Origin of the sequence: Streptomyces sp. NPDC055955 (assembly GCF_042270245.1) — a bacterium.
Taxonomy (GTDB): Bacteria; Actinomycetota; Actinomycetes; order Streptomycetales; family Streptomycetaceae; genus Streptomyces.
Genome location: NZ_JBHJYS010000020.1, coordinates 102,403 through 116,138, shown reverse-complemented (window position 1 = coordinate 116,138; position 13,736 = coordinate 102,403). Strand labels below are relative to the sequence as shown.

The 13,736-nt window shown below is 71.0% G+C and carries 17 protein-coding genes; 11 read left to right on the top strand and 6 right to left on the bottom strand.

Annotated elements, in window-relative coordinates:
• The first annotated feature begins 16 nt into the window (after nucleotides 1-16).
• From sufU to ACFC96_RS32980, 4 genes are all read left to right on the top strand, one after another.
• Nucleotides 17-478 (top strand): Fe-S cluster assembly sulfur transfer protein SufU, encoded by a 462-nt coding sequence (gene sufU / locus ACFC96_RS32995; protein WP_100592411.1) that lies wholly within the window; start codon nucleotides 17-19, stop codon nucleotides 476-478.
• The gene (locus tag ACFC96_RS32990; RefSeq protein WP_100592412.1) at nucleotides 475-807 is read left to right on the top strand and encodes a metal-sulfur cluster assembly factor; all 333 of its coding nucleotides are present in this window, start codon (nucleotides 475-477) and stop codon (nucleotides 805-807) included. Before sufU ends, ACFC96_RS32990 begins: the two co-directional genes overlap by 4 nt.
• Before the next feature lie 159 nt (nucleotides 808-966).
• Nucleotides 967-2,361 (top strand): hypothetical protein, encoded by a 1,395-nt coding sequence (locus ACFC96_RS32985; RefSeq protein ID WP_376615627.1) that lies wholly within the window; start codon nucleotides 967-969, stop codon nucleotides 2,359-2,361.
• 50 nt (nucleotides 2,362-2,411) lie between these two features.
• Nucleotides 2,412-2,777: a VOC family protein gene (locus ACFC96_RS32980; RefSeq protein WP_376615625.1), complete on the top strand. Its 366-nt coding sequence runs from the start codon at nucleotides 2,412-2,414 to the stop codon at nucleotides 2,775-2,777.
• A gap of 23 nt (nucleotides 2,778-2,800) precedes the next feature.
• On the opposite strand, the gene ACFC96_RS32975 is transcribed toward ACFC96_RS32980, so the two are convergent.
• Entirely contained in the window at nucleotides 2,801-3,880 is a 1,080-nt protein-coding gene (locus ACFC96_RS32975; protein ID WP_376615624.1) for an oxidoreductase, read from the bottom strand.
• A 112-nt stretch (nucleotides 3,881-3,992) separates the two neighbouring features.
• On the opposite strand from ACFC96_RS32975, the gene ACFC96_RS32970 reads away from it, so the two are divergent.
• The 5 genes from ACFC96_RS32970 (at nucleotide 3,993) to ACFC96_RS32950 (ending at nucleotide 7,980) form a co-directional block, all read left to right on the top strand.
• Nucleotides 3,993-4,313 (top strand): DMT family transporter, encoded by a 321-nt coding sequence (locus tag ACFC96_RS32970; protein WP_376258352.1) that lies wholly within the window; start codon nucleotides 3,993-3,995, stop codon nucleotides 4,311-4,313.
• The gene (locus ACFC96_RS32965) at nucleotides 4,313-4,906 is read left to right on the top strand and encodes a TetR/AcrR family transcriptional regulator (RefSeq protein WP_376258350.1); all 594 of its coding nucleotides are present in this window, start codon (nucleotides 4,313-4,315) and stop codon (nucleotides 4,904-4,906) included. The genes ACFC96_RS32970 and ACFC96_RS32965 overlap by 1 nt, the downstream gene beginning before the upstream one ends.
• A gap of 54 nt (nucleotides 4,907-4,960) precedes the next feature.
• A complete protein-coding gene (gene dapD, locus ACFC96_RS32960; protein WP_376615622.1) occupies nucleotides 4,961-5,962 on the top strand; it encodes a 2,3,4,5-tetrahydropyridine-2,6-dicarboxylate N-succinyltransferase in 1,002 nt (333 codons plus the stop codon).
• 177 nt (nucleotides 5,963-6,139) lie between these two features.
• Nucleotides 6,140-6,760, top strand: a complete 621-nt coding sequence (locus ACFC96_RS32955) for a SigE family RNA polymerase sigma factor (RefSeq protein WP_376258346.1) — start codon at nucleotides 6,140-6,142, stop codon at nucleotides 6,758-6,760.
• Nucleotides 6,757-7,980 (top strand): WD40 repeat domain-containing protein, encoded by a 1,224-nt coding sequence (locus ACFC96_RS32950; RefSeq protein WP_376615620.1) that lies wholly within the window; start codon nucleotides 6,757-6,759, stop codon nucleotides 7,978-7,980. The genes ACFC96_RS32955 and ACFC96_RS32950 overlap by 4 nt, the downstream gene beginning before the upstream one ends.
• A gap of 57 nt (nucleotides 7,981-8,037) precedes the next feature.
• Here the strand turns inward: ACFC96_RS32950 and dapA are convergent, their stop codons facing one another.
• Entirely contained in the window at nucleotides 8,038-8,940 is a 903-nt protein-coding gene (dapA, locus tag ACFC96_RS32945) for a 4-hydroxy-tetrahydrodipicolinate synthase (protein ID WP_376615619.1), read from the bottom strand.
• A 207-nt stretch (nucleotides 8,941-9,147) separates the two neighbouring features.
• Between dapA and ACFC96_RS32940 the strand changes: the two genes are divergently transcribed.
• Nucleotides 9,148-9,417, top strand: coding sequence for a hypothetical protein (locus ACFC96_RS32940; RefSeq protein WP_376258340.1), 270 nt, complete (start codon nucleotides 9,148-9,150; stop codon nucleotides 9,415-9,417).
• A 46-nt stretch (nucleotides 9,418-9,463) separates the two neighbouring features.
• Here ACFC96_RS32940 and ACFC96_RS32935 read toward each other — a convergent pair whose 3' ends face one another.
• The 4 genes from ACFC96_RS32935 to ACFC96_RS32920 form a co-directional block, all read right to left on the bottom strand.
• On the bottom strand, nucleotides 9,464-10,258 hold the full coding sequence (locus ACFC96_RS32935; RefSeq protein WP_376258338.1) for an ABC transporter permease: 795 nt from the start codon (nucleotides 10,256-10,258) through the stop codon (nucleotides 9,464-9,466).
• Nucleotides 10,255-11,265: an ATP-binding cassette domain-containing protein gene (locus ACFC96_RS32930; RefSeq protein WP_376615615.1), complete on the bottom strand. Its 1,011-nt coding sequence runs from the start codon at nucleotides 11,263-11,265 to the stop codon at nucleotides 10,255-10,257. The genes ACFC96_RS32935 and ACFC96_RS32930 overlap by 4 nt, the downstream gene beginning before the upstream one ends.
• A gap of 67 nt (nucleotides 11,266-11,332) precedes the next feature.
• Nucleotides 11,333-12,178 carry a DUF4097 domain-containing protein gene (locus ACFC96_RS32925; RefSeq protein ID WP_376264021.1) on the bottom strand — a complete coding sequence of 282 codons (846 nt, stop codon included), beginning with the start codon at nucleotides 12,176-12,178 and terminating at the stop codon, nucleotides 11,333-11,335.
• A 66-nt stretch (nucleotides 12,179-12,244) separates the two neighbouring features.
• Complete coding sequence (locus tag ACFC96_RS32920; protein WP_376264023.1) at nucleotides 12,245-12,784, bottom strand: hypothetical protein; 540 nt, start codon at nucleotides 12,782-12,784, stop codon at nucleotides 12,245-12,247.
• 330 nt (nucleotides 12,785-13,114) lie between these two features.
• On the opposite strand from ACFC96_RS32920, the gene ACFC96_RS32915 reads away from it, so the two are divergent.
• The gene (locus ACFC96_RS32915) at nucleotides 13,115-13,726 is read left to right on the top strand and encodes an ArsR/SmtB family transcription factor (RefSeq protein ID WP_376615614.1); all 612 of its coding nucleotides are present in this window, start codon (nucleotides 13,115-13,117) and stop codon (nucleotides 13,724-13,726) included.
• Nucleotides 13,727-13,736 lie beyond the last annotated feature (10 nt).

Below are 13,736 nucleotides of genomic sequence, written 5' to 3'. Positions count from 1 at the left end.
GGGGCTGGCTGGGAACGTGAAGCTGGATTCGATGTACCAGGACGTCATCCTGGACCACTACAAGCACCCGCACGGGCGCGGTCTGCGCGATGGCGACGCCGAGGTGCACCACGTCAATCCGACGTGCGGCGACGAGATCACGCTGCGCGTGAAGTACGACGGCTCGACGATCAGTGACGTCTCGTACGAGGGCCAGGGCTGCTCGATCAGCCAGGCTTCGGCCTCTGTTCTGAACGAGCTGCTCGTCGGCAAGGACCTGGCCGAGGCGCAGAAGATCCAGGAGACCTTTCTGGAGCTGATGCAGTCGCGGGGCAGGATCGAGCCCGACGACGCGATGGAGGAGGTGCTGGAGGACGCGGTCGCGTTCGCCGGTGTCTCCAAGTACCCGGCCCGTGTGAAGTGCGCCCTCCTGAGCTGGATGGCATGGAAGGACGCGACGGCCCAGGCGCTGGACGGCGCGGAGAGGAAGACGGCATGAGCGAGACTGTGACCACCAAGCCGGCGTCCGAGGAAGAGGTCCGCGAGGCCCTCTACGACGTCGTCGACCCCGAGCTGGGCATCGACGTCGTCAACCTCGGCCTGATCTACGGCATCCACATCGACGACGCCAACATCGCCACGATCGACATGACGCTGACGTCCGCGGCCTGCCCGCTGACCGACGTCATCGAGGACCAGGCGAAGTCGGCCACCGACGGCATCGTGAACGAGCTCCGGATCAACTGGGTCTGGATGCCGCCGTGGGGCCCGGACAAGATCACCGACGAGGGCCGCGAACAGTTGCGCGCGCTCGGCTTCAACGTCTGATCGGTCCTCGCCGGTCTGCCGTATCTGTACGGCCCCCTGTGCTCCCGGCACGGGGGGCCGTGCTGTTTGCTGTTCGCCCCCACGACGCGGGGCGTACGCCTGGAGTTGGCCCGGGTGGCCGAAGGTTCTCGTCGACACCCGCCCCGATGAGAGGCTCTCATGCAGCACTCCCTTTCCCTGTTCCGCCGCAGAGCCGCCGCCGTCACGGGCGGAGTGCTCACGCTGGCCCTCGCGGGGCTCAACAGCCCTGCGGGCGCCGCGAGTTACGGGACACCGACGATCGCGCTCTCCGCGGACTACGTCTCCGGGGCGGTCGGCGCCACGGGTGACCCGGTCGTGACCGTCACCGTCGGCCAGAGCGGCGCCGACGCGTCGGCGCTGACCGTGGCCGCGTCCGCGAGCACCAAGTCGTCCGTCGCCGGCACGGGGAACGTCACCGTCACCGGGTCGGGCGCCACCCGGCAGGTGTCCGTCGCCGCGCAGGGCCGCGGCTACACCGACCTCACTCTCAAGGTGACCGGAGTGGACGGCAGGACCGCCACCAGGACGCTGCACTACGCCGCCTCGGCCGCCGTGCAACAGGGCGCCGACACCCGCTACTTCACCGGTTCCAGTGACGCGTCCGCCGCCGTCGACGCGGGCGGCGGCTACGTCCTGGTCGCCGACGACGAGTCCAACGTCCTGCGCCTCTACAACGGTTCGCTCTCCGGCGCACCCGTGAAGACCTGGGACTTCAGCTCGCAGCTCGGGGTGTCCAAGGAGGTCGACATCGAGGGCGCCACGCGCGTCGGCGACACGATCTACTGGACCGGCTCCCTCGGCAACAACAAGGACGGCGAGTACAAGTCGCCCCGGAACACGGTCTTCACGACCGCCGTGAGCGGCAGCGGGGCCTCCACGCAGCTGTCGTACGGCAAGGCGTACAAGAAGCTGCGGGACGACCTGGTCGCCTGGGACGAGGCGAACGGGGACCGATACGGGTTCGCTGCCGGTACCGCGGACGGGCAGGTGCCCAAGCAGATCGACGGGTTCAACGTCGAGGGCCTCGAATTCGCGCCCGGGTCGACCACCACCGCCTACATCGGGTTCCGTGCGCCGCTCGTGCCGCCGAAGGAAGGGGGCAAGGCGCTGCTCGTGCCCGTCACCAACTTCGACAAGGTCGTCGCGAGCGGCACGAAGCCCGTGTTCGGGACACCCGTCGAGCTCGACCTGGGCGGTCTCTCCGTACGCGACATCCGTAAGAACGCCGCGAACCAGTACCTGATCGTGGCCGGCAGCTGGGCCGCCGACGACAACTCCGACCCGTACGCCCTGTACCAGTGGGACGGCGTGGCCGGACACGCGCCGGTCAAGCGGATCGACCTGCCGACCAGCGACCCCGGTGGCTGGGAGGCCGTGGTGAGCGTGCCCGACCTGAGCCAGTCCGGCGCCCGCGCGCAGCTCCTGACCGACGACGGCTCCGCCGACCTCTACGGCGACGGCACCGAGGCCAAGGACCTCACGCACCCGGAGTGGAAGAAGTCCAGGGCGACCTGGTTCGGCGTCACCGGCTGATCCGCGCGCACGGGGGGCGCGGCGCGGGCCCGCGCGGCAGACTGGGCGTCATGGCTTCTTCGCTGTACCAAGTCGTCGTGAACGCCCGGGATCTGTCCGCGCAGGCCCGCTTCTGGTGCCAGGTCCTCGACTGGAAGGTGCTGTTCGAGGACGAGGAGGAGATCGTCATCGGCGCCGACGCGACCACGCTGCCGGGCTTCTGCTTCGTGCCGGTGACCGAGAGCAAGACCGTCCGCAACCGCCTGCACATCGACCTCAGCCCCGACGACCGGGACGCCGAGGTCGAGCGCCTCGTCGGCCTCGGGGCACGGCGCGTGGACGTCGGGCAGGGCGAGGACGCGACGTGGGTCGTCCTCGCCGACCCCGAGGGCAACGAGTTCTGCGTCCTGCGGCCGAAGAGGACGCTCCTCGACTGAGAACTGGCGGCGGCGGCCGGTGGTCAGGCGTCGGACCGGGACGCGAGCTCCAGCGTGTGCGCGAGGCCCTCCCGGCGGATGCGCTGGTCGATGTAGAGCAGCGCGGTGACGAGCGGCAGGAACACCGAGCTGACCAGCTGCACCAGCAGATTGCCGATCATGGACAGGACCATGGCGAAGCCCAGCTGCGGCAGCATCGCCTCGAAGACGTCGGAGAGGTCCTGACCCGGTTCGTACGGCTGCACCGTCGGGTCCGGCATCGCGAGCTGGAGCGGTACCCGCACCGCGAGCGAGACCACCATCATGATCACGCCGGCCAGCAGGGAGATGCCGAACGTGCGCCACCAGGCGCCCCGCACCAGGCGTGCCGAGCGGCGCAGTGCCTGGATCGGTCCCGCCCCCTCCAGCGTGGCGGCCGCCGGGCCGAACAGGAACAGGACATAGACCCAGACCACGAGCGGCACCGTCACCGCCATGAGCAGAAAGAGCACGCCGACCGGGGCCACCGACTGCGTGAGCAGGGTGACGACGAGCGACACCATGAACGCCACGGCCAGGCCCGCCGGGATCAGCGCGATCAGGCCCATCAGCAGGCCTACGCCGAGCACGGAGGGCGTGCGGGACCAGGCGTGCCGCCACACCGCGCCGAAGCATGCCGGCCGGCCGAGCACCGCCTCGCGCAGCACCACGGTGCACGCGGACTGGATGAACGCCGTGCCGACCGTGAGCGCCACCATGCCGAAGGCCCACGCGATGCCGAACGCGACGAGCACCGGCCGCAGATGGCTCCAGTCGGGTTCGGTGTGCCGGTCGAAGAGCGCCCGTACGTCGTCCGAGACGGCCGTGTAACCGAGCGCCAGCGCGCCCGCCATGAGTACGCCGAGCACCAGGTACACGAGGAGGACCGTGCCGAACAGCGGCTTCGCGTGGCGGCGCATCGTGGTGAAGGTGCCACCGAGTATCCGGTCGACGCCGAGCGGCGCGAGCGGGATGACACCCGGCTGCGGCGGGGGCGGCGGCGGGGTCCAGGCACCGCCCCACCCGTAGCCGCCCGGCCCGTATCCGGGTCCCTGCCCCGGCCCCTGTCCCCACATGTCCGTCATCTCGCCGCACTCCCGGGAGTAGTTCGTCCCTGTGGCCCCCCACAGTGATCGCGACACGATAGCCCGCCGGCGCTCTGTACGCCCGTACACAACGTTGCGTACAGTCGTACACATGGGATACGTACTGCTGTCCGGCGCCATCGCGGCGGAAGTGGCCGCCACCACCGCCATGAAGTACAGCGAGGGATTCAGCAGGCTCTGGCCCTCCCTGGTCACCGTCTCCGGCTATCTGATCGCGTTCGTGCTGCTCGCCCAGACGCTGAAGACCGTGCAGGTCGGAACCGCGTACGCGATCTGGGCCGGCGTCGGCACGGCCGTCATCGCCGGGATAGGCATGCTCTTCCTCGGCGAGGCGATGACCGCGGCCCGGCTCGCGGGCATCGCCCTGATCATCGGCGGCGTGGTGCTGCTCAACCTGGGCGGCGCCCACTGATGGCGCGGCGCTACGACCCCGAGCGCCGGCAGCGCATCATCGACGCCGCGATCCGCGTGGTGGGCGAGAAGGGCATCGGCGGGCTCAGCCACCGCAGCGTCGCCGCCGAGGCCGACGTGCCGCTCGGCTCGACGACGTACCACTTCAGGACCCTCGACGAACTGATGGTCGCCGCGCTGCGCCAGGCCAACGAGGGGTTCGCGAAGGCCCTGGCGGGCAGCGCCGTCCTCGAGGCGCCGCGCGCCCGGCTCGCGGCCGGGCTCGCCGCGGTCCTCGGCGAGTGGCTCGCGGGCGACCGCACCGGTGTCGAGCTCGAGTACGAGCTGTATCTCGCCGCCCTGCGCCGGCCCGCGCTGCGGCCCGTCGCCGCCGAGTGGGGCGAGGGCGTCGCCGACGAACTCGCGCGGCGCACGGACCCGGTCACGGCCCGCGCGCTGGTCGCCCTGATGGACGGAATCTGCCTCCAGGTGCTGCTCACGGACGCCGTCTACGAGGAGGAGTACGCGCGCGACATGCTCGCGCGGGTCATCGACGGAGCCCCCGGCGGCGCCGCGGCCGGTGCGTCCGGGGAGCGCGGCGCGCCCGGCACCTGAGACACCGGCCGTACGGGTTCGCCCTCGCGGCGCACCTCCGGTTAGGTTTCACCCATGTCTGACTCTCCCGCCAGCACCACCGCTCACCGCACCACCGGCGCCGTCGCCGCAGGCCTCGCCACGCTCACCGCCGACGGCACCGTCCTCGACACCTGGTTCCCCGCCCCGTCCCTCCAGGACGAGCCCGGTCCGGCCGGCACCGAGCGGCTCTCCGCCGAGCGCGCCGTCGAACTGCTCGGCGAAGGCGCCGCGAAGGCCATCGGCTCCGACGCCCGCCGCGGTGTGGAGACCGTCGCCGTGCGCACGGTCATCGCCTCGCTCGACGACAAGCCGCTCGACGCGCACGACGCCTACCTGCGCCTGCACCTGCTGTCCCACCGGCTGGTCAAGCCGCACGGGCAGAACCTGGACGGCGTCTTCGGCCTCCTCGCCAACGTCGCCTGGACCTCGCTCGGCCCGGTCGCCGTCGACGACGTCGAGAAGGTCCGCCTCAACGCCCGCGCCGAGGGCCTGCACCTCGCCGTGACGTCCATCGACAAGTTCCCCCGCATGACGGACTACGTCGCGCCGAAGGGCGTCCGCATCGCCGACGCCGACCGCGTCCGCCTCGGCGCGCACCTCGCCGAGGGCACCACCGTCATGCACGAGGGCTTCGTCAACTTCAACGCCGGCACGCTCGGCACGTCGATGGTCGAGGGCCGCATCTCCGCCGGCGTCGTCGTCGGCAACGGCTCCGACATCGGCGGCGGCGCCTCCACCATGGGCACGCTCTCCGGCGGCGGCAACGTCCGCATCACGATCGGCGAGCGCTGCCTCGTCGGCGCGGAGGCGGGCGTCGGCATCGCCCTCGGCGACGAGTGCGTCGTCGAGGCCGGTCTCTACGTCACCGCCGGTACGCGCGTCACGATGCCCGACGGCGAGATCGTCAAGGCCCGTGACCTGTCCGGCGCCTCGAACATCCTCTTCCGCCGCAACTCGGTCACCGGCGCCGTCGAGGCCCGCCCGAACAACGCGGTGTGGGGCGGCCTGAACGAGGTCCTGCACAGCCACAACTGACGCACCCCGCAACCGAAGTGGCCCGCACCGGCGTCCGGTGCGGGCCACTCGTGTCATGCCCCGCACCATGTCCCGCGTATTTCTCGCGCACGCAGGCATAGCGAGGGGCGGCCGCGCGCGTCATGAGGAGCAGCAAGGGGGGCAGCAGGGCCGCCCTACGGGGAAGAGAAGGTGACGATGGACGCCGGCAGCGAAGCACCAGCGGGGCATGCCGGACAGCCGGCGGGTGCGGCGGGTGCGGCGGGCGCGGATCGCTGGGACAGCTTCCGCGAGTTCGTGGCGAGCAGGTCGCCCGCGCTCCTGAAGACCGCGGTGCTCCTCAGCGGGGGCGACCGGCACGCCGCCGAGGACCTGCTCCAGAACGCGCTGATCAAGGCGGCCGGACGCTGGCACCGGATCGACGAGCCGGAGGCCTACGTACGGAAGATCCTCTATCGCCAGCAGATCAGCAGATGGCGCCTGAAGTGGCGCGGACGGGAACTGACCGTCGCCGAGCCGCCGGAGAGTCGTACAGGGGTCGACTCTTCCCACGCCGCCGACCTGCGCATCGTGATGCGCACCGCGCTCGCCAGGCTCACCGCCCGGCAGCGCACCGTTCTCGTCCTGCGCTACTTCGAGGACCTGCCCGAGGCGGACGTCGCCCGCCTCCTGGGCTGCTCGGTGGGCACCGTGCGCTCGACCACGCACCGCTCGCTCGCGAGGCTGCGCAGCCTCGCGCCCGAACTCGCCGCGCTCGGTCGGGCCGATGTCGAAGAGCTGCCGTCCCGTGACTTCTCGCCCATGGAGGTGCGTCCGTGAACGTCGATGAACTGCTGCGCGACGCACTGCGCGAACAGGCCGCCGACAGCGCGTCCGTGCCGTCCGGCTTCGCCGACCGGGTGCTCGCCGTGCGGCACCGCCGCCGGGTCCGCGCCGTCGTGGGAGCCGCGGTCGCCGCGGCGGCGGTCGTCGCCACGGCGGTCGCCGTGCCCGTCCTGCACTCGGGCGGCCAGGACGTGCGCCCCGCGAGCCGGATGAACCAGAGCGACATCATCGCGCACCCGGACCAGTCGCCGCCGCGGGACCTCATCGCGGCGGGGGACACGGCGCTGGCCGCGTTCTCCACGTACAAGACGGTCAAGCAGCCGCACCGCGACGCCGTCATGGAGCGCACCTACGGGCTGCTCAACCAGAAGACCGGGAAGTACGACAGGACCACCCGGTGGTCGTGGGTGGACGTGGCGCCCGGGATGCGGACGGCCGCCGTCCTGGAGAAGCGGCTGCCCGCAGACCGCATCGGCCTGCTCGACCTGATCACCGGCAAGGTGGGGCGGTGGATCGAGCTCGACAAGGGTGTGGGCGGGGTGACCTTCTCACCGGACGGCAGGAAGCTCGTCGCCACGACGTACGCCAAGAACCCCGACCACCTCTACTGGTCGCACAAGGTGATCGTGAACGGCAAGGGCCGGCCGGGGCCGGTCGCCAGCCGGACCGGGTTCACCGTCGTCGACGTCGCCTCCGGCAAGTCGGACTGGCACGAACTGCCCTTCTGGAAGGACGAGATGGGCTGGTCGCCGAATGCGCGCGCCGACCTCCGGTTCAGCCATGACGGCAAGCTCGTCTACGAGCAGATCCCGACGGAGCCCGGCCGGATCTACTACGACCTGAACGGCCGCAAGGTGGCCACACCCGCCGCGGAGAAGCACCTGTCGTGGGTGGAGGCGGGGCTCTCGCCGGACGGCAAACTCGTCGCGGGTGACTTCGCCGGGCAGGGCGACGAGATCGCCTCGGCGATCGTCGACCCCGTCAGCGGCAGGATGATCACGAAGGTGCCGGGGCAGCAGTTGCTCGCCTGGGCCGACGACAAGCGGCTCATCGCCTGGGGCTGCGACCCCAAGAAGTGCCGCGGCACGGGCGAGTTCCGCAACCAGCTGCTCCTGCTCACCATCGGCAGCGACAAGGTCGTCCAGCTCAGCGACTTCCGCAAGGCGTCCGCCGACTACCCGGGCCGCTGGACACCGCAGTTCACGACGCGCTGAGGGAAGAGGTGTCTTCCGGCCAGGGTGCGGGGTCGTCCCCGGCCGGAAGCCACAGCACTACGCGCTGACGAGACTTTCGTACGCGGTCAGCAGCCCGCCGGTCACCTCGTGGCCGGCGGGCCGCAGTGGTGCGCGGACCGGGCCGCCGGGCAGGCCGAGCGCGCCGAGCAGCGCCTTCGCGGTGACCGTGCCCGGCAGGCCTGACGCCATCATCAACTCGACGAGTGGCGCGACCAGTTGCTGGCGCCGGGCCGCCTCCCGGGTGTCGCCCGCGTCGAACGCGTCCAGGACGCCCCGCAGCGCACGCGGAGCCACGTTCGCGACCGTCGACACGAAGCCCGCACCGCCCACCGCGTACAGCGGGAGCGTGAACTCCTCGCAGCCCGCGTAGTACGCGAGACCGGTCGCGCCGAGCACCTTCTGCGTGCCGAGCATGTCGTACGCACAGTCCTTGACGGCCACGATCCGGGGGTGGGACGCGAGCCGGATCAGGGTGTCCGGCTCGATGCGCGTGCCGGTGCGGCCCGGGATGTCGTACAGCATCACCGGCAGTCCCGACGCGTCCGCGATCTCGCGGAAGTGTGCCTCCAGGGCGTCCTGCGGCGGGCGGCTGTAGTACGGGCTGACGACCAACAGGCCGTCCGCGCCCGCCTTCTCGGCCCCGGCGGCAAGCTCCACGGTGTGCCGGGTGTCCGCGGTGCCGACGCCCGCGACGACGGGCACCCGCTCCCCGACCGCGTCCTTCACGGCCCGCACGAGCGCGGACTTCTCGTCGTCCGACGTCGTGGGGGACTCGCCGGTGGTGCCGGACAGGACGAGGCCGTCGCAGCCCTCGGAGACCAGGTGGGCCGCCAGGCGCTGCGCGCCGTCCAGGTCCGGGGCGCCGTCGTCGGCGAACGGCGTGACCATGGCGCACAGGGCGCGGCCGAAGGGCGGGTTCGGGGAGTTCGCGAGGCTCATAGGCGCAGTCTCGGCGCCCCGACCGTGCAGCTCCACTTAATTCTTCTACGAGATAGTGACAAGCATCGCTAAGCGGTTGGGACGCATGGCCGAGTTCCGACGGGATATTGGCCGAGGGGTGACCTTCAGAAAGGGCGCCCGGATTCCGAGTTATCAGGAAGAAGTCGCACGTATGCGTAGACATATAAAACGTATAAGGATCCCGTGGTGCGTGACATCGTCCTGGCCCTCGCCGGTCCCCTGCTGATCTGTGCGAATGGCATCTACGCCGGGTGTGACGCCTGGTGGCGCCACAGGCACCCCGCGCCGGACCCGGACTCACCTGCCGGGCACCGCCTCGCCGCCGAACGCGCGGTGGCCGACGCGGAGGCGATCGTGGCCGACCGGTACGCGATCCTCGCCGAGGCGGAGCGCAGCGCCGCGCGGCTCGGCGGACAGAGCCGTGGGGCGGGGCGTTCACTCCCCGCCGGTGAGTGAACGCCCCGCCCTCGTGAGCGGCGTCGAAGAGCGGTGGCGCTGTTGATCAGCGCTTGCCGGTGTTGTCGAAGAGCGAGCGCGACCAGGTGTAGCCGAGTACGGCCAGTGCCACGCACCAGACCACGGCCAGCCACCCGTTGTTGCCGATCTCGGTGCCGAGCAGCAGCCCGCGCAAGGTCTCGATGGCGGGGGTGAAGGGCTGGTACTCGGCGATCGGCTGGAACCAGCCCGGCATCGCGTCGACCGGCACGAACGCGCTGGACAGGAGCGGCAGGATCATCAGCGGCATCGCGTTGTTGCTCGCCGCCTCGGCGTTCGGGCTGGACAGCCCCATGCCGACCGCGATCCAGGTGAGCGCCAGGGAGACGAGCGCCAGCAGTCCGACCGCCAGGATCCACTCCAGGGCGGTGGCATCCGTGGACCGGAATCCGATCGCCACGGCGACGGCCCCGACGAGCACCACGCTCATCACGCACTGCAGAACACTGCCGACGACGTGCCCGATGAGCACCGATCCGCGGTGGATGGCCATGGTGCGGAAGCGGGCGATGATGCCCTCGGTCATGTCCATGGAGACGGAGACCGCGCTGCCGATCGTGGTGCCGCCGATGGTCAGCATCAGGATGCCCGGGACGAGATACGCGATGTACGCGGAGCGGTCGGCGCCGCCGCCGCTGATGCCGGCGCTCATCACGTCGCCGAAGATGTAGACGAAGAGCAGCAGCAGCACGACGGGTGTCAGCAGCAGATTCAGCGTCATGGACGGGTAGCGCCGAGCGTGCAGGAGGTTGCGGCGCAGCATCGTGGACGAGTCGCGCACGGCGAGGGACAGGGAGCTCATCGGGCTTCCTCCTTGGGCTGGTTGGGCTGGGCGGGTACGCCGGCGCCGCCGGTCAGGGCGAAGAACACGTCGTCGAGGTCGGGTGTGTGCACGGTCAGTTCGTCGGCCTCGATGCCGGCGGAGTCCAGGCGGTCGAGGAGGGAGCGCAGTGCGCGCTGGCTGCCGTCGCTGGGGATCTGCAGGGTGAGGGCCTCGTCGTCGCGGTGGGCCTCGTGCAGGGTGAGGGCGGCGGACTGGTGGGCGTCCGGGTCGGTGAAGCGGAGCCGGATGTGTCCGCCGGGGATGAGTCGCTTGAGTTCCTCGGCGCTGCCCTCGGCGGCGATCCTGCCGTCGTGGAGCACGGCGATGCGGTCGGCGAGTTCGTCGGCCTCGTCGAGGTACTGCGTGGTGAGGAAGACGGTGACGCCGTCGGCGACCAGTTCGCGGATGATGCCCCACATGTTGTGGCGGGCGCGGGGGTCGAGGCCGGTGGTGGGTTCGTCGAGGAAGATGATCCGGGGGTTGCCGACCAGCGTCATGGCGATGTCGAGGCGGCGTTTCATGCCGCCCGAGTAGGTGGAGGCGGGCTTCTTCGCGGCGTCGGTGAGGTCGAAGCGCGCGAGGAGTTCGGTGGCGACGCGCCGGCCCTCACGCTTGGGCAGGTGGTGCAGGTCTGCCATGAGGAGCATGTTCTCCTCGCCGGTGATCAGGCCGTCGACGGCGGAGAACTGCCCGGTGACACCGATCGCGGCACGTACGCCGTCCGGTGACGTGGCGAGGTCGTGGCCCGCGACCTGGGCCTGGCCGCCGTCGGCGGAGATGAGCGTGGAGAGGATCTGCACGGCGGTGGTCTTGCCGGCGCCGTTCGGGCCGAGCAGGGCGAACACGGTGCCGGTCGGGATGCGCAGGTCGATCCCGTCGAGGACGGTCTTGTCGCCGTACGACTTGCGCAGACCGACCGTGGAGACGGCGGCGGGCAGCTGCCGCCCCTCGCCCGGCTTGGACGTGGTCATGACAGATGAAGGCATGGAGCCCTCCCGTTCGAAGGCGTGGTGAGCGGTGAAGTGGGGTGTGGCGTAGCGGACTTGGGGCGGGTCAGGCCCGGGCGCGGCGGATGTCGATGTTGCCGAACTTGGTCCGGGCGCGGACCTCGACCGTTTCCTCGCTGTTCTCCGGGCTGTCGGACGCGGTGAGCGTGTTGCGCACCTGTCCGTTGCCCGAGCCGGCGTCGAGCCAGGCGGCCGTGCCCTCGCGGATGCCGATGTCGATGGCGCCGTAGGAGGTCTCCAGCTGGACGGTGCCACGGGCCACGTCGCCCACGCGCAGGGTGCCGTGGGCGGTGGTCGCGGTGACCGAGCTCTCGGCGCGCCGGATGTCGATGTCGCCGTTGGCGCCGCTCACCCGCAGGTCACCGATCGCGGTGCCGACGCTCGTGGAGCCGTGCGAGTTCTTCAGAACGGCCGGGCCGTCCACCACACCGACGCGCAGGCTGCCGGAGCTGGTGGTGATCTCGGCCAGGCCCTCGACCTGGTCCACGGTGATCGAGCCGTGCGACGCGGTCAGCTGGAGCGGGCCCGTCGAGTCCAGGCGGACGTCACCCGACGACGTCTTCACGCGGACCTCGCCGAGCCGGCCCTCGCCGAGCACCTGGGTCCAGGAGCCGGTCGTGTCGATGCGGGAGCCGGTGGGCAGTTCGACCGTCACGTCGACGCTGCCGGTGGGCCCGACGAGGTAGCGCCCCTTGGGTGTCCTGATGGTCAGCACGCCGTTCGCGTAGGTGACCTCGGTCTGCTCGGCGACCCGCACGTCCTTGTCCTTCTTCGGGTCGCGGGGCCGCATCTCGACGACCGTGTCGAGGCGGTCGCTCGCGGAGAACTGGATGGAACCGGCGGCCACGTTGGCGATGACCGAGATCGGCTGGGGCGTGTCGAAAGAAGGCATGGCTGTCCCGTCCTCTTGGGTCTCAGGGTGAAGTTCCGGGTGAATTCGGGCGGGCGGGGTGCGCGGCTAGCGCACCCAGCCCGTGAAGCTCTGTCCGACGGTGCGGGTGGTGCGGGTGGCCTGGGGGTTTCCCGGTGTGCGTGACGGGGTGCCGCCGTCGACTGCGGCCGACACGGCTCGTACCAGCCACGCGTTGACCGACAGGCCCTCGCGGCTCGCGGCCTCCTCGGCGCGCGTCTTGAGGTGGGCGGGCAGGCGCAGATTGACACGGGCGGTGCCGCCGTCGTCCCCCTCGGCCGGCGCCGGGGCCGGTGCCTTGAGCGGCTCGGCGGGCCCGCTCCTGTCCTCGTACGTCTCCTCGGCCGCCGGCCGCGTCACGACGAAGTCCGGGTCGAGCCCGCGCAGTCGTACGTCGACCGAGCCGGGGGCGAGTTCGCGGGTGATCTCGTCCATCGCGGCGGAGAGCACGTTGAGCATCGTCAGGCGGGTCGCCGACTCCAGAGGGGCGGTGAGCCGCTCGGCCAGCTCGCGGGCTTCTTCGCCGCCGGCTTCGGCGGCCACCGCGAGTTCGCGGCGGAGGTTGTCGACATACGGCGTGAGGTCCATGACGTCATAGTGGCATCACTTTGGCGCCATGCGCAAGCGTGTGAGGGGAGGGATTGTGGGTTGGGGTTGGCGCAACATTCCTGACCTGCGGAAATGTGGTGACGCCGGGTTGCGTCAATGCGGTGCCATATGGAGCCTCGTCGGCCCTCGCGCTCCGGATGGCACCGCGTGGTGCCACGTGGCGCCATGTAGTGCCACGTGGTGCCGCACTGCTCCACGTGGCGCCATCGGGGTCCCGCGCCGCGGTGGGCTGCCCCTTTCCGGCCTCGCCGACTCGCCGAACAATCGACTCTTCTGGACAAAAAAAGTTTTCGGTGAGACGGTGAGGTCATGTTGGACGTCACCGTGATCGAGGACCCGGCGGCAGCCGCGGTCTCCCTCGACCCGATCAGGGCCCGGCTGCTCGCGGAGCTGGCCGCCGGACCCGCATCCGCCGCGATGCTCGCCCCCAAGGTCGGCCTGCCGCGCCAGAAGGTGAACTACCACCTCAAGGCACTGGAGAAGCACGGCCTGGTCGAGCTGGCGGGGGAGCGGCGCAAAGGGAATGTCACCGAGCGCCTCATGCGGGCCACGGCCGCCTCGTACGTGATCTCACCGGTCGCGCTCGGCGCCGTGCGGCCCGACCCGGACCGGGCCCGTGACCAGCTCTCCGCGCGCTGGCTCCTCGCCGTCGCGGCACGTCTCGTACAGGACGTGGGAGCGCTGCTCACCGGGGCCGCCAAGGCGAAGAAGCGCCTGGCCACCTACGCGCTCGACGGCGAGGTCAGGTTCGCGTCCGCCGCGGACCGGGCCGCGTTCATCGAGGAACTGACCCAAGGGGTCGGCGCGCTCGTCCGCAAATACCACGACGGATCCGCCGAGGGCGGCCGCGACCACCGCGTGGTGATCGCCGTGCATCCCTCGGTGAAGGAACCGCAGCCCCGACCGTCCCTCGAAGACTGACCGCACCAAG